Here is a 25,732-nt window from a genome sequence, read left to right as displayed (position 1 = left end):
TTTGCCGACTCCGGTCCGTCCGTTGACCTCAACTGATCACGACACGCCCTCTGACCTGCGGGAATCCGCTGTGCGTGTGAACGACGATGGAAGCGCTCGTGTCCGCCGCACACTCGGAGGCTTCGTGAAAGTCCTGCTCTGCGGTGTCCTGACCGCCGTGCCGCTCCTGTCGTACGTCCCGGAGGCCTCCGCGCGCGTCGTGACGTCGGCCGACCGGGGGGCCGCGGCCGTGGCCTACTGGACGCCGGAGCGGATGGCGCACGCGACGCCGCTCGGCGGCCGTACGGGCCGCTTCGGGCCGGTGACGGGGGTGCCGGTGGCGCGGGGGGTGCCGGGCAGCCGGGTGATCGGCGCGCTGTTCTTCGACAGCGGGTCGGGCGGCCACTACTGCACCGCGAGCGTGGTCCGTACCCCCAAACGGAACATGCTGCTGACCGCGGCGCACTGCCTCTACAGCCAGAGCACGCACGCGTGGCACCGGCACATCGTGTTCGTGCCCCGCTACGCCGCCGGGCACCGGCCGTACGGCACCTGGCCGATCTGGCTGATGGTGGCGGACAAGCGCTGGCTCCAGCGAGGCGACCCGGACTTCGACTTCGCCTTCGCGGCCGTACAGATCATGGGCGGCCGCCGCATCGCCGACGTGGTCGGGGCGAACACCCTGGAGATCAACCAGGGGCCCGGCATCCAGGTCGTCGTGTCGGGCTATCCGGCGAAGGAGAACTATCCGGCCGACCGCCCGGTCGGCTGCGCCGGCCGCGCGTACCGGCAGAGCAGGACCCAGATGCGGTTCGACTGCCACGGGTTCTACGGCGGCACCAGCGGCAGCCCCTGGCTGAGCGACTACGACGGGCACACGCAGACCGGGCACGTCGTCGGCGTCATCGGCGGGTACCAGGAGGGCGGCAGCGAGGAGTGGCGGTCCTACAGCCCGATCTTCACCGCCGACACGGCCCGCCTCCTGAACACGGCGGACGATCGCGCCTAGACGGCGACGGGTTCGGGCTCGGGCTTGGCCCGGCGGCTCCTCCGCGCGGTGCGTACGGCGTCGGCGCTGAGGAGGACCAGGGCCACCCAGACGAGCAGGAAGCCGATCCAGCGGCTGGCCGGCATCGCCTCGTGCTGGACCACCAGGCCGATGAGGAACTGCAGGACCGGGGCGAGGTACTGCAGCATGCCGATGACGGTGAGCGGCACGCGCGTGGCGGAGGAGTTGAAGAGCAGCAGCGGTACCGCGGTGACCACGCCGGCGCCGGCGAGGAGGACCATGTGCGGGACGCCGTGGCCGGTGAACGTCGGGTGCGGCTGGAAGATCGCATAGGCCAGGGCGGGCAGGAGGAGGACGGCCGTCTCGACCGTGAGGCTTTCGGCCGACGGCGTCGCGGCGAACTTCTTCAGCAGCCCGTACGTGCCGAACGAACCGGCCAGGATGAGCGCGATCCAGGGCGGGCGGCCGTAATCGATCGCGAGGACGACGACCGCCGCCGTGCCGGTGCCGACCGCGGCCCACTGCCACCGCGTCAGGCGTTCCCTCAGCACCAGGACGCCGAGAAGGACGCTGACGAGCGGGTTGATGAAGTAGCCGAGCGCGGCCTCGATCGTGTGCCCGCTGTTCACGGCGTAGATGTAGGTGCCCCAGTTGACCGTGATGACCGTGGCCGCGAGGGCGAGGAGCGCCACCCGTCCGGCCCTGAGGGTCTTGATCCAGCGCCAGTGGCGCCGCGCGGCGAGGATGACACCGACCGCCACGAGCGACCAGATCATGCGGTGCGCGAGGATCTCGATCGAACCGGCGGGCTTCAGGAGTGGCCAGTAGAGCGGAAACAGTCCCCAGAGAACGTAGGCCGCGACCCCGTACAGGACCCCACGCCGCATTTCAGACACGGACGTCATCGTATCGTAAGGAGTCATATTTGTTATTGGTGATGTCTTGGGGGGCCGGGGTCGGCCGGATAGCCTTGGGAGGGTGTTCGGATTCGGAAAGACCTCGATGGTGACGCCGGAGCAGGCGTTGCCGGGCCGCGACCAGGTCATGCCGGTCGCGCCGCGCCACACCGTCCTCGACGCCCCTCTCGCCCCGCCGTACCCCCCGGGCATGGAGATCGCCGAGTTCGGAGCGGGCTGCTTCTGGGGCGTGGAGCGCAAGTTCTGGCAGGTGCCGGGCGTCGTGTCGACCTCGGTCGGCTACGCGGGCGGCTACACCCCGAACCCGACGTACGAGGAGGTCTGCTCGGGCCTGACGGGCCACGCCGAGGTGGTGCGCGTGGTGTTCGACCCGTCGGCGGTGACGTACGAGCAGCTGCTGAAGGTGTTCTGGGAGGGCCACGACCCGACCCAGGGCCTGCGGCAGGGCAATGACGTCGGCTCTCAGTACCGCTCGCTGATCCTGACCCACTCGGACGCCCAGCGCGAGGCGGCCCTCGCGTCCAAGGAGGCGTACCAGAAGGTCCTGACGGCGGCGGGCTACGGCGACATCACCACGGACATCCAGCCGGCCGGGGAGTTCTACTTCGCCGAGGACTACCACCAGCAGTATCTTTCAAGCGATAAAAACCCCAACGGCTACTGCGGCGTCGATGGCACCGGGGTGTCCTGCCCGGTCGGGGTTGTAAAGCTGGACGGCTGAGCCTGTCGATCGGGCCGTCGTGGTCCCAAAGTGTTCGGTACATTTAGTTTCGCCGAAGCCGAACAAAATTGGGGTTGCCGATGCCGCGGGGGCGTCCATCGCGTGTCACGGTGTATCAGCGGCTGGAAGAAGCCGTCGTCGAACTGCGTGAGCGACTCGGTGGGCTGCCGACGCCCACTGAGGCAGAGGACATCTGGTCCGATATCTGGCACCAGGAGGCACACAACAGCACCGCCATCGAGGGGAACACTCTTGTTCTGCGAGAGGTGGAGTGCCTTCTGGACGAGGGCAAGGCCGTGGGTTCCAAGCCCCTCCGCGACTACATGGAGGTACGCGGATACGGGGATGCGGCGCGCTGGGTCTACGGACAGGCACTTGAACCAGGGGAGTGGAACAACGGCGAGCTCTTGACACTTCATGAGGTCCGCTCGGTCCATCACATGGCGATGACGCCCGTATGGACTGTGGACCCGCACCCCCACGCCACGGACGCCGAGGGGCCCGGTTGCTTCCGCCGGCACGAGATCGCCCAGTTTCCCGGGGGGATGAAGCCGCCTCCCTGGAATGAGGTCGATCCCCTCATGCGTCAATGGACCGATGACGTGAACGCTCTACGGGAGCCGACCGAAGAACCGTTCCCTGAAGCGCTGGCGCGTGTACACAACGCCTTCGAGCGCGTCCATCCGTTCCTGGACGGGAACGGCAGAACCGGCCGCCTGCTGCTTAACCTGCTCCTCGGCCGTCTGGGGTATCCGCCCGCGATCATCTACAAGCGAGATCGCGAGAAGTACCTCAAGGCCATGCGACGATCCGACTGCGATGATCACGGCCCTCTCGGCGAGCTGATCGCTCGGAGCGTCACTGCGAACCTGCATAGGTTCGTCATCCCGGCGGTGGCCGGTCCTGCGCGCCTCGTCCCTCTTGCCGCGCTCTCGGCACCGGATCTCAGCGAGAACGCCTTGCGAGTGGCTGCCATCCGTGGTCGGTTGCGTGCGGTCAAGGGAGATGACGGTATCTGGCGGAGCAACAAGAACTGGGTGGACCAGTACCGGACCAACCGCTACAAACGACGGAGTTGACCGGCTCAGGATGGTCGGCGATCTCGCCGAGGACTACCACCAGCAGTACCTGTCGGACGCCAAGAACCCGAACGGCTACTGCGGCGTCGACGGCACGGGAGTGTCATGTCCGGTGGGCGTCGCCCGCGCTGATTAGGGCAGCTGATTAGGGCATTCGCCAGTTGTCGATCAGCCCGGTGAAACTAGCTGAGCACCTGGGCCGTATGGATCAGATTGATGTGGGTGAACGCCTGAGGGAAGTTGCCCAGCTGGCGCGCGTGGACGGGGTCGTACTCCTCGGCGAGCAGGCCCACGTCGTTGGTGAGGGTCAGCAGACGCTGGAACAGCTCCATGGCCTCGTGCTTGCGCCCGATGAGGGCGAGCGCCTCGGCAAGCCAGAAGCTGCAGGCGAGGAAGACGCCTTCGGCTCCCGGTAGCCCGTCGATGTCGTTGCTCTCGGAGGTCGGATAGCGCAGCACGAGGCCGTCGGTCGTCAGCTCGCGTTTGATCGCGTCGATCGTGCCGATGACCCGGGGGTCTTCCGGTGGCAGGAAGCCGACGATCGGAATGAGGAGCAGGGCCGCGTCGAGTTCGCGAGAGCCGTACGACTGGGTGAACGTGCCGCGCTCGAGGTCGAATCCCTTGTCGCAGACTTCGGCGTGGATGCGGTCCCGCATGGCCCGCCAGCGCTCGACGGGATCGGTGTGGCCGAGCTTTCGGGCCATTCGTACGGCCCGGTCGGCCGCCACCCAGGCCATGACCTTCGAATGGACGAAGTGCCGCCGCGGGCCGCGGATCTCCCACAGGCCCTCGTCGGGCTGGTCCCAGCAGCGCTCGATGAAGTCGATCAGTCTGCAGATAGTGGACCAGGCGTAGTCGTCGGGTGGCATCCCCAGCTTGTGGGCCCGGTAGAAGCAGTTGAGCACCTCGCCGTAGACGTCGAGCTGAAGCTGGCCGGCCGCGTCGTTGCCGATCCGCACCGGCCTGGAGCCCTCGTAGCCGGGAAGCCAGTCGAGCGTCTGCTCCGGCAGGCGCCTCTCGCCTGCCACGCCGTACATGATCTGGAGATCCTCCGGGCGGCCCGCGATGGCGCGGAGCAGCCAGTCACGCCAGGCGCTCGCCTCGGTGATGTATCCGGATTCGGTCAGGGCGTCGAGTGTCATCGCGGCGTCGCGCAGCCAGCAGTATCTGTAGTCCCAGTTGCGGACCCCGCCGAGATGCTCGGGGAGCGATGTGGTGGGAGCCGCCACGATGCCGCCGGTCGGGCTGTAGGTGAGCGCCTTGAGGGTGATGAGGGAGCGGACCACGGCGGCGCGGCAGCGGCTCGGGAGCCAGCAGCGGAAGACCCATTCCTCCCAGAACAGCCTGGTCTCGGTGAGTTGCTCGCTGGGATCGATGTGGTCGGGTTCCGGGTGGTGCGAGGGGTGCCACGTGAACACGAACGCCTGGCGTTGCCCCGCGGCGATCGTGAAGGTGCCGGTGTGCCGGTCACCGCTGTCTTCCAGGTGGGGCGGGGCGTCGATCCAGACCGAGTCGGGCCCGCCGATGGCGTGGAGGCGGCCGCCGATGCGCCGGGCCCAAGGGACGATCCTGCCGTAGTCGAACCGGATGCTGATCTCTGCGGTCATGTCCACCGTCCCGGACACGCCCTCCACGATCCGGACCAGGTGGGGGTTGGCGTGCCGGGGAGGCATGAAGTCGATGACCTTGACGACCCCGGTGGAGGTCTCCCATACGGTCTCGAGGATCAACGTGTCGCCGGCGTACGCGCGTCGCGCGGCCATCTCGTGCCCGGCGGGGGCCAACCGCCAGAACCCGTTCGACTCGTCGCCGAGGAGCTTGGCGAAGCACGAGGGGGAGTCGAACCGGGGAAGACAGAGCCAGTCGATCGACCCGTCGCGACCGACCAGGGCGGCCGACCGCGTGTCCCCGATGAGGGCATAGTCCTCGATCCGCACATTGACCACGCTACCCGCACGTGACCACGTCATCGCAGGGCGTGTCCCCACGTGTCAGCAGGGTCCTCTGTAGTCGGTGATCTTTTTTCGTGCCGCCGACGCCTTGGCGGTGGTCAGGGCGGCTACCGCCTTGTCGGGTGGTGTGTCGGTCGCCAGCTTCTTCGCTGCCTCGGATGCGGCGCCGAGGACGAGTCGCAGATCATCATGTATTCCGCTCGGCAGCTTCGTCATCAGCCGTGGCCCTATCAGCAGGATGAGGGTGACGGAGCTGCTCAACGCCTTACGTGACGGTTTCTGGTGCTTGTTCAGAATCCCGAACGCCTCAAGGTCGAACGTGGGGCCGGCCGCCGTGCTGAAGGCGTTCAGGTCACCGCAGAAGTCCGCCAGCGACTGAGCCGAGCTCGACGACGGTGATGCCGTGGTGGCCGGCGATCGTGTGGGTCGATGTCCGGTGCCGCACGCCGAGACGGTCGTCAGCGCGATGGAGAGGATCGTGAGGATCGGCGAGATCTTGTTTCTCACGCCCGTCAGCCTAAGAAGCCGGGCTGGGACCGCTCCCGGGAATCCATGTCAATGTGGACGGTTGGTCGCGGACGGGATCACCCAAGCGGGATTCGAAGAGGGCCGTTACGACGATGAACGAACGTCATCCCGGGTCGCCCGGGCGTCCGGCCTGCCGGGCGCGAGCAGCAGGCCGAGGATGATGAGCAGTGTGGTCAGAATGCCGAGGTGGTAGGCGACGTCGCCGGTACGGGTGCTGTTCAGCGTGACGGTCAGCCCGTAGGCAGTGCCCAGGAGTGCGAACGACGTCGTCCCCAGCGCGACTCCTCTGCTTCTCGTCCGCCGGGTGAGGACGGCCGTCGCTCCGATCGCCACCACGGCCGCGATGACGGCCTCCGGAGTGGCGGCGCCCGAGAAGGAATCGCTGACGGTGGTGAAGCCGATCGGGATGTCGGCTCCGAAATGGATGACGGAGGCGACGACGAATGCCGCTGCCGCGAGCGCCATCAACACTCCCGCGGCCACAGGCGGCTGTCGTCGCCGGCGGTCCGGCCCGTCGATGGTCATCCCGCCTCCTCGGCGGACGCGGCGCGGTCCGCCACGGACCGCCGGCCGGTGACCAGCAGCAGCGCCAGTACGAGGACGGCGAGCGCGATCATGAGGACATGGAGGTCGCGGGCGGCTCCCTGCACTCGGTCGGACGACAGCCCGAAGGCCATGCCCAGCGCCGACATCACCAACGCCGTCCAGGAAGAGCGGCGGCCTCCGGTCAGCCCTGCTGCGAGCAGCACCGCGGCGATGACGGCCTCGCCCGTTCCCGCCTGCCAGATCGCGTCGGTGAAGCGCAACGTGGTGAAGCCCAGCGGGACCTTGAGACCGAAGTTGAACAGCGCGGCACCGAAGAAGACCGCCGCGTCGAGATAGAGCACGATCCGCAGCAGCCTCACGCGCGGCTGCTCGACCGGTGTAACGGCGTCCATCGGTACCTGCCTTCTTTTCGTGCATTCCTTTCGCGTCCAGTCCTCAACCACATTGCCCCCACCGCCGGGTCCGGTCGTCGGCTGCCGGTAGCGATTCGAACTACATCAGGGGGCGAAGATGACGGCGTCGGCGATACGCCAACTCGCGTAGGTTCCCGCGCGCCGCCCCTCGCCACGAGAAGCGACAGGCATGGCGTCCCGCGCCTTTGTCAGCGGCACATCGCGTCGATGAATTCAGAGAAGTTCGGGAACTCCGTTCGCGCCGCCACGATTTCCGTGGCGGAACGGCGTCTTCCCGGCGCGTGCCGTTCGGCGATCGCCTGGAAGGCCTCGTTCGGTTCCGCCTTGCCATCCGGGTCGGTGAACGCCTCCAGCGGGCCGAAACCGGCCGCGAACAGCCAGAGCAGCTCGCCCAGATCGCGTGCTATCACGCCGCGCTCGCCCTCGGAGCCGAGGTAGATGACCGGCTGCTCGGTGATCGGCGCGCCGGGCCGTACCAGCCAGAATCCGGCGTAGTCGCCCGCCCCCGTGGCGCCGAAAAAGCGGAACTCGCTGCCGTCGGCCTCTTCGTTACCGGTCCACAGGCGAAACCACCACGCGGTCTTCTCGGGTGCCTCGAACCGCTGGTACGGCTCGAAATCACAGCCGCGGGCCTCGTCGGTCTCCTCGTCCCACTCCCACTCGAAACCGACCTGCGCCACCTCGGCCAGGGCGATCGGCAAGGCCAGATCCTCAGATGCCTCCGTCACCCGGGAAACACTAGCCAGGTCCCCTAGCCTTGGCTGATGTTCGAGTATCACGGGTGGGTGCACATCCGGGAGACGGCCGGCCTCGACGACGATGATGCGCGGCTGCGTTCGCAGGTGGAGGATATCCGTCGACTTCTCGCTGATCTGGGAGAGTACGGGCTGCTCGATCTGCGGTGGATGAACGGCTTTCCCTTTCTGCATGTCGCGGGTGTGCCCAACCACCGGGGCGAATGGGGAACGCGGATCATCGACCTTTTCCGGCGGGTCGGTGAGATCGCTCCCGGGGCGTTCGGGCTGCTCCACGTCTGGGACGACGAGGACGCGGAGCACGCGAACGTGTTCAGAGTCTTCCGTCTGGTCCGGGGTACGCTGACCGAGCACGCGGACTCCCTGCTCTCTCCGCTGATGCCCACCGTGGAGGACGCCGAGCATCCGGACGGAACGGCGAGCTAGCAGGACCCGACATGGACGAGATCGATCGGCTGGTGCGCCGGCTCACACCCGAGGATCGCCGGGTCATCGCCTTCCTTGACCTTCAGCGCTTGCAGGTGGAGAACGCCCGCCGGAAATTCCAGGCCACGAAACCTACCTATGGCGTGCTCGATCGCCTGCGCTTTTGGAGCATCCTGGCCGGGCATATGGAGGATGACTGGCAGGGCCTGGACCATTACATGGTCTATGAGTACCTCAATGACCTGACCGTCCGTGACGGCATCGAGGAGGTGCTGGACGCCATGCCGCCGGGCCTGCGGGCGAAGGTGCGCGTCTGCCTCGACGAGCTCGACCGGCGGTACCAGGCCGTCACCCACGATGACGGCGGCGCCGAGCTCGCCCAGTACTGGCGTCCCCTCGCGGAAGGGGAGGAGACCCGCTGGTGGTGGACCAGGCGACCGGACGTGCTCCCTCCGGGATGGTGACCATGGCCGGTCCGGTCAGGCGACGCCGCCTTTTTCGGGGTCCCGGTATGGGGCATGTTTAGTGCTCCGTATAGGGGGCATCGGCCGGGGCGTCTGACATTTGGAGGGAGCACGGCAATGGGTCTGATGTTCCGCAAGCGTAAGAAATTCGGCCCACTGATCTTTAATTTCACCGAGAACGGTCTCTCGTCGTGGACCATCAAGTTCGGGCGCTGGTCGTGGAACTCCAGGTCGCGCCGGCAGCGATACGACCTGCCCGGCCCTCTGTCCTGGAAGCAGGACAAGGCGCGTTCCTGACCGCATCGGTTCTCCGCCGGGGCGGTGTCATTGGGCTGACGGGCACCGCCTCGGCGGCCATAAGACGGCCGACGGCCCCTCCGGCGACGAGCTTGCCCTGAAATGGCCGCGGAAAGACGCAGGACCGGAGTGCTGTAGGCCGTACTGTATGCCCTATGGGTTACCCTCCTCCGCCGCCGGGCATGATGCCGCCGCCGGACAATGAACCAGTGCTGCTGTCGATCGGTGACATTTCGGTCACCCCGACTCATGTCATCGTGCCTCAGGGGCGGTATCCCCTTCACGGAACCACGTGGACGGTGCAGGACTCGACGCAGGTCACCGAGGGCATTCCGGCGGTCGCGATCGTGCTGGCCATCCTCTTCTTCATCTTCTGCCTGCTCGGGTTGCTGTTCCTGCTCATGAAGGAGAAGCGCTACACCGGGTTCGTCACGATCACCGTCACGGGCCCCGGGGGGCTGTACCACACGGTGCAGTTCCCGGCGGCCCAGCAGACCGGTGCCTGGGCGAACGACATGGTCGGACGCGCGCGGGCGATCGCCGCCTCCGCGCCGCCCCCCGGCGTCTGACCCTCCCCGTCGCGTCTCAGTCCTCGTCGATGTGCGCCAGCTTGTCCGGGTTCGTTACGCCGTAGATGCCGCGGACCCGGTCATCGCCCGGGGCCAGGTCGAGGACCATCACCGCGAACGGGGAGTGTTCGTTGAAGACCACCGCGGACGGGTCGCCGTTCACGGCCCGGTAGCGGACGGCCAGGTCTTCGGGCAGACGCGACGTCACGTTCGCGATGAGGCGGGCGACCTTCTCCCGGCCCTGGATCGGGCGGAGGCCGCCCACCTTTCCGCCGCCGTCGGTCCACATCGTCACGTCCGGCGCCAGGAGCTCCATGAGGGCACCGATGTCGCCGCCGAACGCCGCGGCCACGAAGCGTTCGGTCACCTGCCGCTGCACCTGCGGGTCGGTCTGGTAGCGCGGGCGGCGCGCCTGGACGTGCGAGCGGGCGCGGTGGGCCAGCTGCCGTACGGCCGACGGTGAGCGGTCCAGGATCTCGGCGATCTCTGTGTGGGCGTACCCGAAGACCTCGTGCAGCACGAAGACCGCCCGCTCCAGCGGCGTCAGGGTCTCCAGTACGACGAGCATCGCCAGGGAGACCGACTCGCCCCGTACGGTCTGTTCCGCGGCGTCCTCCGCGGTGTCGGTGACCAGCGGCTCCGGCAGCCAGGGGCCGACATAGCTCTCCCGGCGGCGGCTGATGGTCGCCTGCCGGGCCAGCGCCTGGTTCACCGCGATGCGCACGAGGTACGCCCGCGGGCTGCTGATCGACGGGGAGGGCCAGGCGCGCGACCACGCGAGCCACGTCTCCTGCAGCACGTCCTCGGTGTCGGCGACGGTACCGAGCATGTTGTAGACGACGGAGAACAGCAGCTCGCGGTGGTCCACGAACATCCCGGTCGCCGCGTCCCCCGGCTCCGCCGGAGTCGTCCCGGGTCGATTCGCCCCGCTTGAAGGGTTCATGCGCGCGCCTCCTGTGCACTCACCCCCTGAGAGGCGTTCCACCCCCCAAATGTGACATCCCCGGCCACGTGATGCGTGTCACGTCGAGAGACGTCACACTCTCCGGCCCTCGGACTCTCTTGTGCTGCGGAGTCTCGAGAAAGAGGAACCGATGAACAAATGGCGGGGGAATCCGTGGGCGATCCTGGCGGTGCTGGCGCTCGGGTTCTTCATGACGCTGCTGGACCTGACGATCGTCAACATCGCGATCCCGGACATGGTCGACCGGCTGGGCGCCTCGTTGGATCAGATCCTCTGGGTCGGAAACGCGTACGCGCTGGCGCTGGCGGTGTTGCTGATCACCGCCGGGCGCCTGGGTGATCTGCGGGGCAAGCGGACCCTCTACCTGTCCGGTGTCGCCGTCTTCACCCTGGCGAGCCTGGCCTGCGGCCTCTCCCAGGGGCCGGGCGAGCTGATCGCCTTCCGCGCGGTGCAGGGCGCCGGCGCGGCGATGCTCATTCCGCAGACGCTGTCGGTGATCATCGAGGTGTTCCCGGCCGGGAAGCGAGGTGCGGCGCTCGGCATCTGGGGCGCCACCGCGGGCCTGTCCGGGGTGGCCGGGCCGAGCCTCGGCGGGCTGCTGGTCAGCCGGCTCGACTGGCGCTGGATCTTCTTCGTCAACGTGCCGGTCGGGGTGGTCGTGATCGCCGCCGGCCTGCTGGTCCTGCCGGGAGCGCGGCGTACGGTCCGGCACCGCTTCGACCTGCCCGGCGTGCTGCTCGCCTCCGCGTCACTGTTCTGTCTGGCGTTCGGCCTGATCGAGGGGGAGAAGTACGACTGGAACACCGGGATCTGGGCGACGATCGCCGCGTCGGTCGTGCTCCTGGCCGCGTTCGTGGGCTACGAGCGCGGGCGGCAGGACGACGAGCCGCTGGTCCCCTTCTCCCTGTTCCGCGACCGCGGCTTCTCGGTCGTCAACGTCGTCGGCATCACGGTGTCGTTCGGCATCGTCGGGCTGTCCCTGCCCCTGACCATCTATCTGCAGTCGGTGCTGGGGTTCAGCGCGCAGCGGGCGGGGCTCGTGATGCTCGTCCTGGCCGCCGGGTCGGTCGTCAGCGCCGGGCCGGCCGGGGTGCTCTCCGAGCGTCTCGGCGCCAAGTACCTGCTGATGAGCGGCATGACGGCGTTCGCGGGCGGGCTGGTGTGGGTGGCCGTGGTCGCGGACGCCGGCGGGAGCAGCGTGAGCGTCCTGGCGCCGCTGTTCCTCACCGGTCTGGGCGCCGGCTGCACGTTCACGCCGATGGCCTCGGAGGTCATGCGCAACGTGCCGGCCGAGCTGTCCGGCGCGGCCTCCGGCGTCAACAACGCGCTGCGGCAGGTCGGGTCGGTGCTCGCTGGGGCCGTCGTCGGTGCCGTGCTCCAGGGCCGCCTCGCCACCGCGCTGCGGGAACAGGCGCACCAGCGCGCCGCCGAGCTCCCGCCGTCCGCCCGCGGCCCGTTCCTCCAGGGCTTCGACCACGCGGGCCGGCACCTGGAGGCGGGCGGTCAGAGCGGTATGAAGCCGCCCGCCGGCGCGCCCGCGGACCTGGCCCATCGCATCGAGACGGTCGCCGGGCAGGTGTTCGGGCACGGCTTCGTCGACGCGATGCGGCCCACGATGCTCGTCGCCGCGGGCGTGCTCTTCGCCGGCGTGCTCGCCTGCCTGGCCCTCCGGCGCGTCCGCGAGCCGTCGCCCAACCCGCACGGCCTTCCCCTCACCGACGGCGAACTTCAGGAGATTCCGTGACCGACCAGATCGACTTCACCATGATGTACGTCACGCACGACGCGTTCCGCCGTGACCTCGTGCGCCTGGAGGCCGCGGTCGCCGACGGGCGCGCCGTCACACAGGAGGTACGGGAGGGCTGGGACAACTTCACCGCCCAGCTCCACGTCCACCACGCCGTCGAGGACGAGTGGCTGTGGCCCCGCCTCGCCGAACTGGCCGGGGACCGGCCCGGCGCGCCGGCGCTGCTGGCCGAGATGGAGGCCGAGCACGCCCGGCTCGATCCGCTGCTGGAGGAGCTCGGCGGGGCACTGGAGGCGAACGCCGCCGACCTGGCCGAGCGCGTCGAGACGCTCACGACCGTGCTCGACCGGCACCTCGAACACGAGGAGGACGAGGCGCTGCCGCTGATCCAGGAGGTGATGACGCCCGCCGACTGGAAGGAGTTCGGGAGCGCGATGGCCCGCCGTCAGGGGGTGAAGGGCGCCGCCGCGTACGTGCCGTGGATCATCGACGGGATGTCACGCGCCGACCGCCGCCGGTTCCTGGCTCACCTGCCCGCACCCGTACGGGCGATCAACCGGCTCGCGTGGACACCGCGGTACCGACGCCGGCGACTGTGGAACCCCACGGGGACGGGCAGTCTGAAAAAGGCCGCCTGACGCGCGGTCCGGCCGTCGTCCTCAGCGGAGTTCTCCGCCGAGGGCGGCGGCGAACGCGTCGACGTCGTCCTCGGTCGTGTCGAAGGAGCACACCCAGCGGACCTCGCCGGTGGCCCGGTCCCACGTCTCGAAGCGGAACCGCTCGCGCAGCCGCTCGGCGACCCGCGGGTCGAGACGGGCGAACACCGCGTTCGCCTGCGGGACGCGCACGACCGTGACGCCCGGCAGGTCGCGTACGGCCTCATGCAGGCGGGCGGCCATCGCGTTGGCGTGCCGGGCGCTGCGGAGCCACAGGTCGTCCTCCAGCAGCGCGATGAACTGGGCGGACACGAACCGCATCTTCGAGGAGAGCTGCATCGCGGCCTTGCGCAGATAGGGCATTCCCGGGGCGGCCTCGGGGGAGAGCACCACCACGGCCTCGCCGTACAGCAGGCCGTTCTTGGTGCCGCCGAACGACAGCAGGTCCACGCCCGCGTCGGTGGTGAAGGCGCGGAAGGGCAGGTCGAGGGCTGCGGCGGCGTTCGCGAGCCGGGTGCCGTCGACGTGCACGAGCATGCCGAGCCTATGGGCGTGCGCGCAGATCGCGCCGATCTCCTCGGCCGTGTAGAGCGTTCCGAGCTCGGTGCTCTGGGTGAGGGATACGACGCGTGGCTGGGCGCGGTGCTCGTCACCCCATCCGTACGCCTGCCGGTCGATCAGGGCGGGGGTCAGCTTGCCGTCCGGGGTCGGCACCGGCAGCAGCTTCAGGCCGGCCGTCTTCTCCGGCGCGCCGCCCTCGTCGAGGTGGATGTGGGCGGTCTCGGCGCAGATCACCGCCGACCAGGGTTCGGTCAGCGCACGCAGGCCGATCACGTTGGCGCCCGTGCCGTTGAAGACCGGGTACGCCTCGGCCTGATCGCCGAAGTGCTCCTTGAACATCTCGCGCAGCCGTGCGGTGTAGACATCGCCGCCGTACGAGGGCTGGTGACCGCCGTTGGCCGTGCCGATCGCGGCGAGGACCTCCGGATGGACGCCGGCGCAGTTGTCGCTGTGGAAACCCCGAGCAGAGGGATCATGCAAAGAGATCATGGCGCCGCCAAGTATCCCATCTCGCCATCTTCCGTCCTCAGGGCGGGAGCCCGGCGGTCACCGTGGGCAAAGAGGCTGGTGGTGGAACTGCTGCGAATCGCGCGCAATATGACTGGACTGTAAGGGTTTGTTACTTAAGCGGCATAAGTGGCTTGTGGGGGGATAGTGTGCCGGATGCGCCGATGATGTTTCCGTCTCACGGCGTCTCAATCCACTCCTTGGCAGGAGGATTTCTCCCATGCGCCTGAAAAAGGCGAGTCTGACTCTGGCCGGAGCCGCCGCGGCCGTCGCCGTCACCACGATGGCCGCCGCTCCCGCCTGGGCCTGTAGCGACAGCGACCCCTCTCTCCGGCTCCGCTCGCTCTGCGGCAAGGACGGCCAGGCGACCTGGCTGCTCAGCAACCCCAACGGCTGGGGCTCCGTGCCCGCCACATGGGCCGACAACAAGGGCGGCCACAGCCAGGGCAAGATCAGCGTGCCCGCCCGCGGCACCGTGCTGCTCCCGACGCACGCCACCAAGGTGATCGTCACCGCCTACCGACCCGATCGGCGGAACCTGCCGGTCTGGCAGCGGCACGGTGCGATCGGCCTGCTCAAGCAGCACTGCAAGGGCACCAGGCCTTCGGCCCCGCCGTCGGAGAAGCCCAAGCCGTCCCCGAAGCCGACCAAGACCAGCGAGGCCCCCAAGCCCGTCACCCCGCCGAGCGGCGAGGCGCGTCCCGCGACTCCCGTCAAGGCCCAGCCGCAGTTCACCGGCTGACGAAGATCGAAGAGGCCGGCCCGGGAGCGACGGCGTTCCCGGGCCGGCCGCGTCACCGACGTCATCGAGGAGCAGGAATCGATGTCATTCAGCCCGGGAACGCGAGCGGCCGTCGTGGCGTCCGGCGTCGTGCTGAGCCTCACCCTGGCCGGCTGCGGTGGTTCCGATCACAAGGCGGCGAGCGGCGCTCCGTCCGGCGGCGCCCCGAAGGTCAAGCCGACCACGGCGTCGTACGACTTCGGGAACGGCCCCAGCACGATCGCCACCGCGCGGAACGCGACGGTCGATATCTACCAGCAGGCCGGCGACGCGTCGCCGAGCATGAAGCTGCACAGCCCGAACCCCGACGGCGCACCGCGCGTGTTCCTCGTGATGGACAGCAAGCCCGGATGGCTGCACGCCTTCCTCCCGGTGCAGCCGAACGGCAGCACCGGCTGGATTCCCACCCGCGAGGTCCGCACCGCCAAGACCGGCTACTGGATCCAGGTGCTCCGGTCGGCCCACCGCCTCAAGCTCTACCAGGGCAAGAAGGTGCTGATCAGCACCCCGGCGGCGATCGGCAAGTCCGACACCCCGACGCCCGGCGGCGCCTACTACCTCACCGAACTCCTCCAGCCGCCGAACCCGAAGGGCGACTACGGCCCGTACGCGTACGGGCTGTCCGGGCAGTCGACGGCGCTCACCCAGTTCAACGGCCATGACCCGGTCATCGGCATTCACGGCACCAACCGGCCCGAGCTGCTGGGCACCTCGGTCAGCCACGGGTGCGTCCGCATCAGCAACACGATGATCACGAAGCTGGCGAAGATGCTGCCGCTCGGCACTCCCGTCCAGATCTCCGCCTGATCCCCCTCCGGAGCGGCCCCGGTCACCGAACTCCCCCACGCGGGGGAGGACACGGTCGCCGGGGCCGAATTCACTGTTAGGCATGGCTCTGACCGCTTCCGTAACCGATCGCCGCGACCCACGCGCGCGCCCCGGCGCCGGTGTCGTCGTGACGGGCGCTCTGGTGGCCCTGCTCTGCCTCGGGTTCGCCGTCGTCAACGTCGCCTTCGAGATCACGGACCGCTTCGCCGACGGTCCGTACGCCGGATACGTGTCCGGGATCGCCGTGATGAACTGGCTCGTCGTCGGGCTGAAGGTGCTGGGGGCGGCGGTGGCCCTGCTGTCGATCGCCAGGCGCTCGCGGCTCCTGTCCCCGGAGCGCTTGGGCGTGCTGTTGTGGGGGGCGTTCGCGCTGCTCACCCTGTACGTGCTGGGCAGCGTGGTCGAGGCGGTCGGCATCGGCCTGGGCCTGATGGGCAGCACCGACCAGCTCACCGTCCGCAGCGTCGCCTACGTGCTCTTCTTCCTGTCGCTCGCCGCCGGCTACGGGATCCTGACGGTCTCCTACCAGCGGCGTCAGGGGCTGCGCAGAGGTGTCGCGGTGCTCGGCGTCGTGGGCGCGCCCGTGCTGCTGGGCGCCCTCCTGGTCGCCGTGCCGGCCGTGCTGACCGCTCTTGGCCTCATGCCGGGACTCTGACCGGCGCCATGACGCGCGGGCCCTGCTCCGGAATCGCCATCCGCCGGAGTCAGGCCGCGTGCTCGGCCGGCGTCGCTCCGAGGACCGCCTGGTAGTGGCCGATCAGCTCGTCGCAGACGCCGGCCCAGCCGCGGCCGTGCACGGACAGCCGCGCGTGAGCGCCCATCCGGGCCCGCAGGGCGGCGTCGGACGCCAGTGTCGCGACTGCGGCACGCATCGCGGCGGGGTCGTCGGGCGGGTAGAGGAGGCCGTTGTGCCCCGGCCGTACGAGGTCCAGCGGGCCGCCCGAGGCGGGCGCGACGACCGGCACACCCGCGGCGAGTGCCTCCTGCACCGCCTGGCCGAAGGTCTCGTCGGCGCCGGTGTGCACGAACACGTCCAGGGACGCGGTCAGCTTCGCCAGCTCCTGGCCGGTGCGGAAGCCGGTGAAGATCGCCTCGGGCAGCAGCCGCTCCAGCCGCCGCCGGGCCGGGCCGTCCCCGACGACGACGAGACGTACGCCGGCCAGATCGGCCAGGTGCGCGAGCAGCCACGGGCGCTTCTCGGTGGCGAGCCGCCCGACGTATCCGACGAGCGCCTCGCCGCGGGGCGCCAGGTGCTCGCGCAGCTCCGTCGACCGGTGCCGGGGATGGAAACGCTGGTCATCGACTCCGCGGGCCCACAGCGCCAGCCGGGGGAACCCGCGTTTGCGCAGCTCGTCCAGTGTCGGCCGGGAGGGCGCCAGCGTACGGTCGGCCCGCTCGTAGATGTGCCGGAGCCAGGCCCACACGAGCGAGTCGGCGCCGCGCAGGCCGTACCGCCGGGCGAACCCGACGAGATCGGTCTGGAACACGGCCACGGCCGGCACGCCGAGCCGGCGGGCGGCCGCGACGCCGGAGGTGCCGAGCATCAGCGGCGAGGCGAGATGCACGACGTCGGGCCGGAAGTCGCGCAGCGCCGGTGTCACGTGCCGGCTGGGCAGGCCGACGACGAACGAGCGGTAGAAGGGGAGGGGCACCCCGGCCGTCAGCCGCAGCCGGTCGTCGCGGACGTCCGGGCCCGGGCCCGGCGCGACCACGAGCGCCTCGTGCCCGCGGCGGGCCAGGTGCTCCAGGACCCGGCAGACGGAGTTGGTCACGCCGTTGACGTGGGGCAGGAACGACTCAGTGACAATCGCGATCCTCACGGCCGTGAGCGTGACCGTGTCGCGCTACGGCGTGACCGCGCCGCGGCACCGTGCCGGGAAACATTGCGGAAACGTCGTCGGTGATCTCCTGACCGCGGACCTTCGTCGCCTCATCCGCCGAGGTGGCCGAGATGTGCCCGTCCCCCACCACGCGAGAGTCCTGCGATAACTCCGTTATCTCCGTGTCTCGGCATATTTCTGGGGTTACTGAGACTCAACAGGGGAAACGTACGATCTGATGCGAAATTACGGCTCTCGACGGTGCTGTACCGGATTGGGTAATTTGTCACGATTCGGCAACCATCTGCACCGTTGTCTTCAGTCGACCATGGGGTCTCGCGACAATCACCCCTTGTTCACCATTTCGGGCGAAACGTAGCCCGACCTGTAAGGGGGTTTCGTGAAGAAGCTTCTTGCCGTGGCCGCGACGGCCGGGCTGGGCCTCACCGGCCTCGGCCTCGGCGCCACAAGCGCGTCCGCGACCACGGGAACGTCGGGGGCGTTCCACCCGGCGAGCCTCGCCTGGCACACCTGCCGGGCGGACATCGTCAACGGCGCCAAGGCCTACGACAGCGCAGGCCCCGTCCAGGTGTCGAAGATCATTCAGTGTGCCGAGCTCCAGGTGCCGCTGGACTACGCCCACCCGGACGGGCAGAAGATCACCCTTGAGCTGACCCGCCTGCCGCACCAGGGCTCGGGCGCCGCCAAGGGCGACATCCTGGTCAACCCGGGTGGCCCGGGCGGCGAGGGCGCGCTGTTCGGCGCGAGCGTCTACGCGCGCAACTCCGCCCCGATGCAGGCGGCGTACAACGTCATCGGCTTCGACCCGCGCGGTGTCGGGTTCAGCACGCCCAAGCTGAGCTGCGACGTCGACTACAGCGACGCCCCGCGGCCGGAGTACGGCACGGGCGGCCGCCAGGACGACGCCGCCTGGCTGGAGAAGTCCAAGGACTACGCCGACGCGTGCACGCGCAAGTTCGGCAGCGGTGCCAAGGTCGACCTGCTCGACCACATCAAGACGATCGACTCGGTCCGCGACATGGACACGATCCGCCAGGCGCTGGGCCACAAGAAGCTCGACTACTACGGCGCCTCCTACGGCACCTACCTCGGCCAGGTCTACGCCACGGTCTTCGGCCAGAACGTCGGCCGCATGGTCCTCGACGGCAACGTGACGCCGAAGAACGTCTGGTACGACGCCCAGCTCACCCAGGACGTCGCGTTCAACAAGAACATGGACTACTACTTCGGCTGGATCGCCAAGTACGACTCCACCTACCACCTCGGCACCACCCAGGCCGCCGTCCGGAGCTACTACTACTCCCTCCAGGACAAGCTGGCCGCGCACCCGCTGACGTACACCTCCGGCGGCAAGACCGTCGCGGTCGGCGAGGACGAGCTGGTGGACAACATCCAGAACGCGGCCTACCGCCGCAGCCAGGCGGTCTGGCACTCGTACGCGGCGGCGCTGTCGGCCTACAAGGCCGGTGACGTCGCGACCTTCGCCGGGACGTTCGGCGCCCCGACCACCGGCGGCAGCGACGACAACACCTTCGCCGTCTACAACGCCGTCCAGTGCACCGACACGCAGTGGCCGAAGAGCTGGGCCAAGTGGCACGCCGACGCCGTCCGCGTCAACCGGAACAACCCGTTCCTGACCTGGAGCAACGTCTGGTTCAACGCGCCGTGCATGTTCTGGGGCGCCAAGGCCGGCACGCCGGTCAAGGTCGGCCAGAGCAAGAACCTGCCGAACAACATCCTGATGTTCCAGGCCACCGACGACGCGGCCACGCCGTACGCGGGCGCGCTGGAGCTGCACAAGATCCTCCGGGGTTCGCACCTGGTGGTCCAGGACGGTGACCGTACGCACTGCATCGTCCACCGCGGCGACCTGCGCCCCGGTGGCGTCGACTCCTATTTCGACGCCTACTTCCTGAACGGCACCCTGCCGAAGACCGACACGGTGCACGTCTCGCAGCTCGGCGACCCGACGCCGCCCGCCGCCACCAGCAGCGGCAAGACGCGGTAGCGGACCGAACGCCACGCGAACGAGGCCCCCGGCGAACCCGGGGGCCTCTTTTCGCGGCGGCGGTCATTGAGGACGGAAACCGGCCGCAATCGTCCCTAGTGTCATTCGTGACCGCCGAGAGAGAAGGAGCGAGGACATGACCACCACGCACGAGACCGCCACGACCGCGACCGCTGAGGCCGAGACCCTGCTGGAGGCCCTGGCCACGCAGCGGTTCTTCCTGCGCCACACCGTGCGCGACCTGACCGACGAGCAGGCAGGGCGCCGTACGACGGCGAGCGAGCTGTGCCTCGGCGGGCTGATCAAGCACGTCACAGTGGTCGAGAACGCCTGGATGGACTTCGTCGTCGACGGTACCGACACCGTCGCCACGGGTGGTGGGAACTGGGAGGAGCATTTCCGCATGTCGGCGGGGGAGACCCTCGCGGACGTGCTGGCCGGCTACGAGGAGGCCGCCCGCCGCACCGAGGAGATCGTACGGGGCCTGCCCGACCTGGGCGTCTCACGCCCGCTGCCGGAGGCGCCCTGGTTCAAGCCGGGCGAGCGCTGGTCGGCGCGCCGCGTGCTGATCCACATCCTGGCCGAGACCGCGCAGCACTCCGGCCACGCCGACATCATCCGCGAGTCCCTCGACGGGGCCAAGACCATGGGCTGATCACGACCGGGCGTCAGGCCTCGGAACGCGGGGGCTCCGAGGCGTGCTCGGTGGCCAGCCGGGCCAGCTCGACCCGCGAGGCGATCCCCAGCTTGCGGAACACCTGGCGCAGGTGGAACTTCACCGTGTGCGGTGAGACGAACATCTGCGTCGCGACCTGCGGGTTGGTCAGGCCCTGCGCGGCCAGGGCGGCGACGTTCCGCTCGGTCTCGGTCAGGCTCGACCAGCCGGAGACCGGACGCTCGGACTGGGTCCAGTGGCGCCGCCGTACGCCCAGCCGGCGCAGCCGGGCCCGGATCCGGGCGGCGTCGCGCAGCGCGCCGAGCCGCTGGTAGCCCTCCAGCGCCCGGTCCAGGGCCTCGATCGGCGCGCCGTCGTGCACCCCTCGGGACCTGGCGAGAAGGACGCCGAGATCCTCCGCGGCCGAGGCACGTCCCCACGGGCAGGGATGGGACGCCGCGGCATGAGCCAGCGTCACCCGGTCGCCGCGCAGGATGCCACGGGCGTGCGCGGCCGAGGCCGCCAGCGCGGGAAAACCGGTGTTCTCGCGGGCGAGCTGCTCGGCCGTCACGGTGACGGCCTCGGCGGAGGGCCGGTCCCCGGCGGCGAGCGCGGTACGCGCCAGCCAGGCGGCGGCGTCGGGCTCGGACATCAGCAGCCAGCGTCGTTCGGCCGGGTCGGCGCAGATGGGACGGAGCGTCTCGAAGGCCCTGGCCGGGCCGTCGCGCGCCTCGTCGAGCGTCGCCACGGCCCACCGGCCCCAGGCCAGCCCGAACCTCGCGCCCGCCCGGAACCGCTCCTCGTACCGCTGAAGGTGACCGGCGGCGGCGTCGAGGTCCCCGCGCCGTACGGCGACGGAGATCAGCACCGCGTGCCCCAGCAGCACGAACGCGTGCGTGCCCATCTGGTCGGCGATCGCCAGTCCCGCCTGCGCCTCCGCCGCGGCGTCGTCGAGCCGCCCCTGAGCGAGCCGCAGCCGGGCCCGGAAGATCGCGGGCGTGGCCGCGTACGCGGCCTGCCCGAACTCGGTGATCTCCTCGGTGACCTGGCTGAGCTGCGTCTCGGCCTCATCCAGCCTCCGCATCTCGGTGAGCAGGGTGGCCAGGTGCAGGCGTGGGTGCACGCGCCGTGCGTCGACGTCGTCGCGGGGCGCGATGCGCACCGCCTCGCGTACGTGGCTGATCCCCTCGGCGGCGTGGCCGTCGCCCCAGGCGAGGTAGGAGAACAGCATCCGCGCGCCCACCCGGGCGGCGCGGCTGTGTTGCCGGCCGGAGTCGATGATCTCCTCGGCCAGTTCCCGCCCCCGCCGGAAGTCGTGGGTGGCGTACAGGGCGCGCAGGAAGACCTGCTCGGCCAGGCCGCGCTTGTCGCCGGTCAGGTCCGGCTGGGCGAGCGCCTTCTCGGCCTCGCGCACCGCGTCCGCCGGCCGGCCGGCCAGCAGCAGGGCGTACGCCAGCTCGGACCGCAGCCGCGCGGCCTGCCCGGGGTGATCGGCCTGGCCCATCGCGGTACGGGCGAAGTCGGCGGCCTCGGGCAGCCGCCCGCAGGTCGTCAGCGCGTAGACGGCCGTCACCGTACGGTCGACGCGGTCCGGATCGCCGGGCGCGGTCAGTTCGAGGGCCCGTACGGCGAGGTCGGCGGCGCTCTGCGGGGAGGACGGCAGCACCTCGCGTACGGCCTGGTCGAGCCCCTTCAGCGCGTGGGCGTCGCCGGGCCGGGCGTAGTGCATGAGGTGAGCGGCGGCCGGGATGGCCGAGCCGCCGCGTCTCAGCAGCATCTCCGCGGCCTGCCGGTGCAGCGCGTGGCGGACCGGCACGGTGACGGTCTCGGTCACGGCCTGCCAGACCAGTTCGTGCCGGAACGTCAGCTGGTCGCCCGCGGCGGCCACCACGGCCTCCGACTCCGCCTCCTCCAGCGCGGGCAGCAGGCGGCTGGGCGGCTCGTCGAACATCTCGGCCAGGTCGTCCACGCGGAAGGAACGCCCCAGTACGGCGGCGACCTGGAGCAGGTGCCGGGTGTGCGGGGACAGCCGGCCCAGCCGGCTGCGCGCGATCTCCTGCATTCGCCGGGGCAACTGTCGCGAGACCAGCGTCAGCCGGCCGTCGGCGGCCCGCACCGCATGCTCGTCGTAGAGGCCGCGCAACAGCTCCACCAGCAGGAACGGGTTACCGCCGGCCGCCGCCGTCATCGCGAGCAGGTCGGGTCCGGGCGCCGCGCCGAGCAGGTCGCCGATCACCTCGGCCACCGCCTGTTCGCTCAGCGGCTCCAGGGCGATGCGGACGGCTCCGTCCCGCGCCAGGATCTCGAACACCCGGTCGGCGCCGGACGCGGCGATCCCCGTCGTCCGTGCCAGGATCCACACCAGCGGGTAGGAGGCCAGCTCGGGAACGATCGACCGGAGCGCGAGCAGGGTCGTCGGGTCGGCCCACTGCAGGTCGTCCAGCGCGATCAGGAACGGGCCGCGCGCCACGCGCTCCTCCAGGCGGTTCTGCAACCGATCGAGCAGCCGCAGCCGCAGGTCGGCCGTTTCCACGCCGGCGTCCAGGCCCTCGCGCAACGTCTGCGGGGACTCCCCGAGGGCGGTCATCAACGGGACGAGCGGCGCGAGCCGGCTCGGCTCGTCCGCCGCGCCGTGCGCGAGCATGAATCCGCGGGTGGCCGCCGCCTCGACGGCGTCGCAGAGCAACCGGCTCTTGCCCATGCCGGACTGGCCCTCGACGAGAAGCACGCCGCCCCGGCTGTGCTGGGCGGCCTCGATCGCGGCCGCGACGGCCTGCCACTCCCGGCCGCGGCCACGCCAGCCGCGCCGCGACGAGCGTTCGAGGTCGACTCCGGTCTGAGCATCGAAGGCATGCGGCGGGATGCTCGCCGCCGTGGGTCCATCAGCCACCAGACTTACAACCTACCTGGTCAGGGCCCCTATGAGACGGTCCGGCGTGGGTGGGTGTGCGCCGGTCGTGCGGGCGGTCCCGGAGCCCGGGGCCACGGGAGTGGGCCGGGGCGGGTCCGGCCGGCGGGCCTCAGCACACCCCCCCGAAACGGTGCTGAGGCTCCGCCGGCCCGTATCCTCGCCGGGTCCGCGGCGACGTCGGGCCGCCGGTCACGTCTTCCGGACCGCTGAGCCGCCGCCCCCAGCCGGGCTCAGTGGGCCGGACGTCCGCGGCGCGGGCCTCCGGGACGAGGACACACTTGAATTGTTCGTTTCTATGGGCAGTTCCGTATCAGCCACCTGGGCAGGTTACGGATTTCGTATACAGCTTGGCCGGGTGGGTCGGAACGGCGCGCCCAGGGCCTCCGAGCCGCTCAGGACGCGCTTCCGGTGCGCTGCGGGCCGATCGTGGGACGGCCGGGCGGCGTCACCGGCTGGGCTGCGGAACCTTGCAGGCCACCCACGGGTTGAGGCCGGCGTAGTTGAGCGGGCCGGAGATGATCGTGACGCCGATGGTGGCGAACCTGCCGCAGCTGGCGTCGAAGTGGGAGTAGTAGTGGCGCTGTCCCGCGGCGAGCCCGCCAATGATCAACCACGCCACGATCAGGGGCGGTCCGGCTCGCATCAACCACCTCCGCGGAGTGGGCGCCGACCTGGGACCGGGCGGCGATTCACGACAAGATCGGTCATTAGTTAAGCAACTCGCACCAGCACTGTCACCCATAACGGCCGATGGGTCGGGAATCGGTTGCCCGTCCAAGCAGCGCGAACGGCCCTCACCGTAGGGCCACAGCCGCCGCCGGGACCCCGACCGCTCTGGTCGAGAGTCGGGCATGCTCCGGCGCGATGCGCCTTTCTCCACCGAGGCCGCGAAGCCCCTGTGGCGCGTCAGTGGCCGGCGGTCTCCCCGTTGCGACCTCGCTGCTCGGATGAGGTATCCGCCAGCTCGCGGATCTGGACGGCGATCTCGTTCCACACGGGCCTGGGGATCTCGTGTCCGACGCCGGGCAGGACGATCAGACGCGCGCCGGGGATGCGTGCCGCCGTCTTGCGGGCGGCACTGAGCCGGATCAGGGGGTCGCCGTCGCCGTGCAGCACCAGCGTGGGCACGGTGATCGAGTCGATCGAGGGGCCGCTCCACTGCGCGCCGATCTGGCGGCTCTGCGCTCCCGGGTCGTGGATGCCGGCGTCGGCGATGCGTTCGGCCGTCTCGCGTGCCTTCCGTTCGTCGAACGGATAGCCGGGTGAGGCGCAGATACGAGCGACGGCGAGGCCGGCCTCGACGGCGCCTTCCGGCGTGTCGGGGAACTTCACGCGGGTGAACCTGGCAAGGGTGCCCATTCGCAGGTAGCGGAGTGTTCCCAGGCCCGCGGCGTCCCCGGGGACGGCGGACATCGAGGTCAGAGTGCGGACGCGGTCGGGGTGGCGCAGGGCGATGCGTTGGGCGACGGCGCCGCCGAGGGACTGGCCGAAAAGGTGTGCCGAGGGCCATCCCAGAGCATCCAGGACGCTGATCGCGTCATCGGCTGTGTCCTCGGCGGTGTAGGCGTCCCCGCGCTTGCCGAACAACGCGGCGAAGGGGTTGCGGGTGGCGGCCGGCGGCAGATGCGTCGACTCTCCGGCATCGCGCTGGTCATAACGGGCCACGGCGAAGCCCTGAGCGGCCAGCCGCTCGCACATCCCGTCCGGCATCCACCGACGCGAGGCCCCCAGCCCTGTGATCAGCAGGAGGGGTTCTCCGTCGCCACCTGTGGCCAGTCGGTCGTAGGCCAACCGGATCTTTCCGTTCTCCGCCCAGCGGACCGGGGTCCATGCCTCCGTCGAGGACACACTCCTCACATCCTTCCGAATTACTGCGATCGATGTTCGCAATATTAGAGTGAGAGGTCGTACAAGGGACAGGGGAGGGTCGGTGGCCGAGGAACCGCTGACGGTATGGGAACGCCCCGAACGGGGAGCGCGTGGCCCCAGGCCCGAACGCAGCCGCGCGCAGATCACCGCAGCGGCGGTCGAACTCGCCGACGCCGACGGGCTGGCGGCGGTGTCCATGCGGCGAGTGGCCACGAAGCTGGCCACCGGACCGGCCTCCTTGTACCGATACGTCGCCGGTCGTGCCGAGATCCTGGACCTGATGGTCGATGCCATGGTGGGGGAGATCGACCTCGGCGTCCGGCTCAGTGGTGACCCGGTCGAGGATCTCCTGGCCCTGGCCGTCCAGTCGCAGGCCATCCAGCTGCGCCACCCGTGGCTTCTGGACGTTCCGTCCGAACCCCTACGACTGGGGCCCAACGGCCTCGACTACCTCGAACACGCGCTACGGGCATTGGCTCCCGCGTCGCTGTCCGACCAGGCCAAGCTTGAGACCATCGGCCTGTTGAACGGACTGGTGACACAGTTCTCGCGGGCCGAACTGCACGCTCAACGTTCATCCACGGGCCGGCAACAGGCCCAGGCCGCCTACCTGGCCAATGCTGCCGTCGCAGGACGTCATCCACTCCTGGCGCAGGCACTGGCGGGTCAGGCGGACGCCCTCGCCGCTCCCCAGCCCCAGTTCGAGCGGCTGGCGCGCCGTGTGCTCGTCGGCCTGATCGGCTGAACAC

General features: G+C 69.9%; 27 protein-coding genes and 1 pseudogene. 16 read left to right on the top strand and 12 right to left on the bottom strand.

Features of this window, described 5'->3' with window-relative positions; translation table 11 throughout:
• The first annotated feature begins 124 nt into the window (after nt 1-124).
• The gene (locus OG417_RS49360) at nt 125-988 is read left to right on the top strand and encodes a trypsin-like serine peptidase (RefSeq protein ID WP_329245283.1); all 864 of its coding nucleotides are present in this window, start codon (nt 125-127) and stop codon (nt 986-988) included.
• On the opposite strand, the gene rarD is transcribed toward OG417_RS49360, so the two are convergent.
• Entirely contained in the window at nt 985-1,875 is an 891-nt protein-coding gene (gene rarD, locus OG417_RS49355; RefSeq protein WP_442875793.1) for an EamA family transporter RarD, read from the bottom strand. The two genes, OG417_RS49360 and rarD, sit on opposite strands and share 4 nt — an antisense overlap.
• A 91-nt stretch (nt 1,876-1,966) precedes the next feature.
• On the opposite strand from rarD, the gene msrA reads away from it, so the two are divergent.
• From msrA to OG417_RS49340, 3 genes and pseudogenes are all read left to right on the top strand, one after another.
• A complete protein-coding gene (msrA, locus tag OG417_RS49350; RefSeq protein WP_329245278.1) occupies nt 1,967-2,626 on the top strand; it encodes a peptide-methionine (S)-S-oxide reductase MsrA in 660 nt (219 codons plus the stop codon).
• A 110-nt stretch (nt 2,627-2,736) separates the two neighbouring features.
• Nucleotides 2,737-3,705, top strand: a complete 969-nt coding sequence (locus OG417_RS49345) for a Fic family protein (protein ID WP_329245275.1) — start codon at nt 2,737-2,739, stop codon at nt 3,703-3,705.
• Nucleotides 3,706-3,730: 25 nt separating this feature from the next.
• Nucleotides 3,731-3,841, top strand: a pseudogene (locus OG417_RS49340) (peptide-methionine (S)-S-oxide reductase MsrA); the annotation flags it as partial.
• 46 nt (nt 3,842-3,887) lie between these two features.
• On the opposite strand, the gene OG417_RS49335 reads toward OG417_RS49340, so the two are convergent.
• The 5 genes from OG417_RS49335 to OG417_RS49315 all read right to left on the bottom strand — a co-directional run bounded on the left by OG417_RS49335 (nt 3,888) and on the right by OG417_RS49315 (nt 7,923).
• Nucleotides 3,888-5,675 (bottom strand): glycoside hydrolase family 15 protein, encoded by a 1,788-nt coding sequence (locus OG417_RS49335; protein ID WP_329245273.1) that lies wholly within the window; start codon nt 5,673-5,675, stop codon nt 3,888-3,890.
• 21 nt (nt 5,676-5,696) lie between these two features.
• Entirely contained in the window at nt 5,697-6,164 is a 468-nt protein-coding gene (locus tag OG417_RS49330; protein ID WP_329245270.1) for a hypothetical protein, read from the bottom strand.
• Between the two features lie 105 nt (nt 6,165-6,269).
• Entirely contained in the window at nt 6,270-6,710 is a 441-nt protein-coding gene (locus OG417_RS49325; protein ID WP_329245267.1) for a hypothetical protein, read from the bottom strand.
• Nucleotides 6,707-7,123, bottom strand: coding sequence for a hypothetical protein (locus OG417_RS49320; protein ID WP_329245265.1), 417 nt, complete (start codon nt 7,121-7,123; stop codon nt 6,707-6,709). The genes OG417_RS49325 and OG417_RS49320 overlap by 4 nt, the downstream gene beginning before the upstream one ends.
• A gap of 209 nt (nt 7,124-7,332) precedes the next feature.
• Nucleotides 7,333-7,923, bottom strand: coding sequence for an SMI1/KNR4 family protein (locus OG417_RS49315; protein ID WP_329245263.1), 591 nt, complete (start codon nt 7,921-7,923; stop codon nt 7,333-7,335).
• On the opposite strand from OG417_RS49315, the gene OG417_RS49310 reads away from it, so the two are divergent.
• The 4 genes from OG417_RS49310 to OG417_RS49295 all read left to right on the top strand — a co-directional run bounded on the left by OG417_RS49310 (nt 7,909) and on the right by OG417_RS49295 (nt 9,655).
• Nucleotides 7,909-8,325, top strand: a complete 417-nt coding sequence (locus OG417_RS49310) for an Imm7 family immunity protein (RefSeq protein WP_329245260.1) — start codon at nt 7,909-7,911, stop codon at nt 8,323-8,325. The genes OG417_RS49315 and OG417_RS49310 overlap by 15 nt on opposite strands.
• Before the next feature lie 11 nt (nt 8,326-8,336).
• On the top strand, nt 8,337-8,789 hold the full coding sequence (locus OG417_RS49305) for a hypothetical protein (protein WP_329245257.1): 453 nt from the start codon (nt 8,337-8,339) through the stop codon (nt 8,787-8,789).
• A 117-nt stretch (nt 8,790-8,906) separates the two neighbouring features.
• Nucleotides 8,907-9,086, top strand: a complete 180-nt coding sequence (locus OG417_RS49300; RefSeq protein ID WP_329245254.1) for a DUF4236 domain-containing protein — start codon at nt 8,907-8,909, stop codon at nt 9,084-9,086.
• A gap of 155 nt (nt 9,087-9,241) precedes the next feature.
• Entirely contained in the window at nt 9,242-9,655 is a 414-nt protein-coding gene (locus OG417_RS49295) for a hypothetical protein (protein WP_329245251.1), read from the top strand.
• 16 nt (nt 9,656-9,671) lie between these two features.
• Here the strand turns inward: OG417_RS49295 and sigJ are convergent, their stop codons facing one another.
• Nucleotides 9,672-10,598: an RNA polymerase sigma factor SigJ gene (gene sigJ, locus OG417_RS49290; RefSeq protein ID WP_329245248.1), complete on the bottom strand. Its 927-nt coding sequence runs from the start codon at nt 10,596-10,598 to the stop codon at nt 9,672-9,674.
• 151 nt (nt 10,599-10,749) lie between these two features.
• On the opposite strand from sigJ, the gene OG417_RS49285 reads away from it, so the two are divergent.
• Together OG417_RS49285 and OG417_RS49280 are read left to right on the top strand one after the other, a co-directional pair.
• Nucleotides 10,750-12,363, top strand: a complete 1,614-nt coding sequence (locus tag OG417_RS49285; RefSeq protein ID WP_329245246.1) for an MFS transporter — start codon at nt 10,750-10,752, stop codon at nt 12,361-12,363.
• A complete protein-coding gene (locus tag OG417_RS49280; RefSeq protein WP_329245243.1) occupies nt 12,360-13,004 on the top strand; it encodes a hemerythrin domain-containing protein in 645 nt (214 codons plus the stop codon). Before OG417_RS49285 ends, OG417_RS49280 begins: the two co-directional genes overlap by 4 nt.
• 21 nt (nt 13,005-13,025) lie before the next feature.
• Here the strand turns inward: OG417_RS49280 and OG417_RS49275 are convergent, their stop codons facing one another.
• The gene (locus OG417_RS49275) at nt 13,026-14,072 is read right to left on the bottom strand and encodes a threonine aldolase family protein (RefSeq protein ID WP_329245240.1); all 1,047 of its coding nucleotides are present in this window, start codon (nt 14,070-14,072) and stop codon (nt 13,026-13,028) included.
• A 238-nt stretch (nt 14,073-14,310) separates the two neighbouring features.
• On the opposite strand from OG417_RS49275, the gene OG417_RS49270 reads away from it, so the two are divergent.
• The 3 genes from OG417_RS49270 to OG417_RS49260 all read left to right on the top strand — a co-directional run bounded on the left by OG417_RS49270 (nt 14,311) and on the right by OG417_RS49260 (nt 16,354).
• On the top strand, nt 14,311-14,832 hold the full coding sequence (locus OG417_RS49270; protein ID WP_329245237.1) for a hypothetical protein: 522 nt from the start codon (nt 14,311-14,313) through the stop codon (nt 14,830-14,832).
• 81 nt (nt 14,833-14,913) lie between these two features.
• Entirely contained in the window at nt 14,914-15,678 is a 765-nt protein-coding gene (locus tag OG417_RS49265) for a L,D-transpeptidase (protein ID WP_329245234.1), read from the top strand.
• Between the two features lie 82 nt (nt 15,679-15,760).
• Nucleotides 15,761-16,354, top strand: a complete 594-nt coding sequence (locus OG417_RS49260; protein WP_329245232.1) for a hypothetical protein — start codon at nt 15,761-15,763, stop codon at nt 16,352-16,354.
• Between the two features lie 49 nt (nt 16,355-16,403).
• Here OG417_RS49260 and OG417_RS49255 read toward each other — a convergent pair whose 3' ends face one another.
• Entirely contained in the window at nt 16,404-17,519 is a 1,116-nt protein-coding gene (locus tag OG417_RS49255; protein ID WP_329245231.1) for a glycosyltransferase family 4 protein, read from the bottom strand.
• Nucleotides 17,520-17,919: 400 nt separating this feature from the next.
• Between OG417_RS49255 and OG417_RS49250 the strand changes: the two genes are divergently transcribed.
• A complete protein-coding gene (locus OG417_RS49250) occupies nt 17,920-19,548 on the top strand; it encodes an alpha/beta fold hydrolase (RefSeq protein ID WP_329245227.1) in 1,629 nt (542 codons plus the stop codon).
• Nucleotides 19,549-19,684: 136 nt separating this feature from the next.
• A complete protein-coding gene (locus OG417_RS49245) occupies nt 19,685-20,203 on the top strand; it encodes a DinB family protein (RefSeq protein ID WP_329245224.1) in 519 nt (172 codons plus the stop codon).
• Nucleotides 20,204-20,216: 13 nt separating this feature from the next.
• On the opposite strand, the gene OG417_RS49240 is transcribed toward OG417_RS49245, so the two are convergent.
• The 3 genes from OG417_RS49240 to OG417_RS49230 all read right to left on the bottom strand — a co-directional run bounded on the left by OG417_RS49240 (nt 20,217) and on the right by OG417_RS49230 (nt 24,962).
• Entirely contained in the window at nt 20,217-23,093 is a 2,877-nt protein-coding gene (locus tag OG417_RS49240; protein ID WP_329245222.1) for a helix-turn-helix transcriptional regulator, read from the bottom strand.
• 466 nt (nt 23,094-23,559) lie between these two features.
• Nucleotides 23,560-23,757 (bottom strand): hypothetical protein, encoded by a 198-nt coding sequence (locus OG417_RS49235; protein WP_329245219.1) that lies wholly within the window; start codon nt 23,755-23,757, stop codon nt 23,560-23,562.
• A 263-nt stretch (nt 23,758-24,020) separates the two neighbouring features.
• A complete protein-coding gene (locus OG417_RS49230) occupies nt 24,021-24,962 on the bottom strand; it encodes an alpha/beta fold hydrolase (RefSeq protein WP_329245216.1) in 942 nt (313 codons plus the stop codon).
• Between the two features lie 82 nt (nt 24,963-25,044).
• Here OG417_RS49230 and OG417_RS49225 point away from each other — a divergent pair, with 82 nt between their 5' ends.
• Nucleotides 25,045-25,728 (top strand): TetR/AcrR family transcriptional regulator, encoded by a 684-nt coding sequence (locus OG417_RS49225; protein WP_329245213.1) that lies wholly within the window; start codon nt 25,045-25,047, stop codon nt 25,726-25,728.
• The last annotated feature ends 4 nt before the right edge of the window (nt 25,729-25,732 follow it).

The sequence above is a fragment of the Actinoallomurus sp. NBC_01490 genome, assembly GCF_036227085.1.
Classification (GTDB): Bacteria; Actinomycetota; Actinomycetes; order Streptosporangiales; family Streptosporangiaceae; genus Actinoallomurus; species Actinoallomurus oryzae.
The sequence above is the reverse complement of the archived record's forward strand: the minus strand, read 5'-3'. Positions and strand labels throughout refer to the sequence as shown.